The sequence below is a fragment of the Corallococcus sp. 4LFB genome, from assembly GCF_046520365.1.
GTDB classification, from domain to species: Bacteria; Myxococcota; Myxococcia; order Myxococcales; family Myxococcaceae; genus Corallococcus; species Corallococcus caeni.
The window spans coordinates 1-2,103 of the sequence record NZ_JBKGHJ010000849.1 but is presented as its reverse complement, the minus strand read 5'-3'; the positions used below and the strand labels follow the sequence as shown (position 1 = coordinate 2,103).

At 71.9% G+C, this 2,103-nt stretch carries 1 protein-coding gene and 1 pseudogene; both read right to left on the bottom strand.

What is annotated here, in order from left to right:
* On the bottom strand, window positions 1–877 hold an 877-nt coding region (locus tag ACLEQD_RS41920), incomplete at its 3' end, for a condensation domain-containing protein (RefSeq protein ID WP_410391519.1).
* Window positions 878–1,008: 131 nt separating this feature from the next.
* A pseudogene (locus ACLEQD_RS41915) lies at window positions 1,009–2,100 on the bottom strand (non-ribosomal peptide synthetase); the annotation flags it as partial.
* Window positions 2,101–2,103: the final 3 nt, after the last annotated feature.

Sequence of the window (2,103 nt, the reverse complement as noted above, 5' to 3'; positions counted from 1 at the left end):
GCAGCACCAGCGTGTTGACGAAGAAGCCAATGAGCCCTTCCAGCTCCGCCCGCGTCCGGCCCGCGATGGGCGAGCCCACGCTGAGGTCCTGCTGGCCGCTGTAGCGCGACAGCAACAGCTGCCATCCCGCCAGCAGCACCATGTACAGCGATGCCCCCTCGCGCTGCGCCAGCGCGCGCAGCCGCTGCGTCATCGAAGGAGACCACTGGAAGAAGTGCATCGCGCCCGCGTTGCCCCGCATCGCCGGACGCGGTCGGTCCGTGGGCAGGTCCAGTGCGGCGGGTGCGCCTTCGAGCCGGCCCTTCCAGAAGGCGACCTCGCGCTCGAGCGCGTCCCCCTGAAGCCAGCCGCGCTGCCAGGCCGCGTAATCCGCGTACTGCAAGGGCAGCTCCGGCAGGGACGACGGCTGCCCCCGCACGAACGCCGAATACAGCGCGCCCATCTCCCGCACGAGCACGCCCAATGACCAGCCATCCGAGATGGCGTGGTGCATCGTGAGCGCGAGCAGGTGGTCCTGCGCGTCCAGCGTCACCAGCTGCGCGCGGACCAGCGGCCCGCGCAGCAGGTCAAAGGGCCGCTGCCCCTGCGCCATCACGCGGCGGCGGGCCTCGTCCTCTCGCAGGCCCGCCTCCAGGCCTCGCAGGTCCTCCACCTCCAGCGGCATCGCCGACGGCGGATTCACGACCTGCACCGGGGTGCCTTCGTGCGCGGTGAACGTCGTGCGCAGCGCCTCGTGGCGGCGCACCAGCTCATCCAGCGCCCGCTGGAGCACCGCGACATCCAACCGCCCTCCAGCCGGACCGCCAGCGGACGTTGTAGAGCGGGCTGCCCGGCTCCAGCTGATCGATGAACCACAGCGCTGCTGCGCGAACGACAACGGCAGGGACTGCTCCCGCGAGACGGCACCAGCGGCGGGGCGGCGGAGCGCGTGGCGCGCTCCAGGCGCAGCGCCAGGGCCTCCAGGGTGGCGGACTCGAACAGCTCCCGCAGGGGCAGCTCCACGCCGAACACGGCCCGGATCCGCGAGGCCACCTGCGTTGCCAGCAGCGAGTGACCGCCCAGCTCGAAGAAGTGGTCCTTCACGCCCACCAGGGGCACGCGCAGCACCTGCGCCCAGATGTCCGCCAGCTTCGCCTCCGTCTCCGTGCGGGGCGCCTCGTGGACCTTCTCCGAGCGCGGGGCCTGCGGCTCCGGCAGCGCCTTGCGGTCCACCTTCCCATTGGCGTTGAGCGGCAACGCGTCCAGCACCACCACGATGGCGGGCACCATGTACTCCGGCAGCCGCTGCCGCAGGTGTCCCCGGAGCTCCGCCACGTCGAGCGTCCGCCCCGGCTTCGGCACCCCGTACCCCACCAACCGCTTGTCCCCGTCCAGACCGCGCACCACCACCGCGGCCTCCGCCACGTCGGGGTGCTGGATGAGGACCGCTTCGATTTCGCCCAGCTCGATGCGGAAGCCACGCACCTTCACCTGGAAGTCGGTGCGCCCCAGGAACTCCAGCGTGCCGTCCTCCTTCCACCGCGCCTTGTCGCCCGTGCGGTACAGCCGTGCGCCGGGCTGCGTGCTGAAGGCGTTCGGGACGAAGCGCTCCGCCGTGAGGTCCGCGCGGTTGAGGTAGCCCCACGCCAGGCCCTCGCCGCCCACGTACAGCTCACCGGGTACGCCCACGCCAGCGGCGGCGCCGTGCGTGTCCAGCACGTACGCCGTCGAGTTCCCGATCGGCTTGCCGATGGGCACCGCGGCGTCGAGCGCCGTCTGCCCCGTCATCGTGTACGTGGTGGAGAACGTCGTGTTCTCCGTCGGGCCGTAGCCGTTCACCAGCACCGCGCCTTCCGGCAGGTGCTTCAGGTGTTCACGCACGCGCGGGGCCGGCAACACGTCACCGCCCGCCAGCACCTGCGACACTCCGGCCAGCGCCTCCACCTGATGCAGCGCCATCTGCTCGTACAGCGCCGCCGTCAGCCACAGGGTGCTGATGCGCTCCTGCTTCAGCAGCGCGCCCAGCTCCTCCAGCGTCAGCGCGTGCGGCGGGGCCAGCACCAGCTTCGCCCCGTGCAGCAGCGCGCCCCACAGCTCCAGCGTCGAGGCGTCGAAGGCCACCGG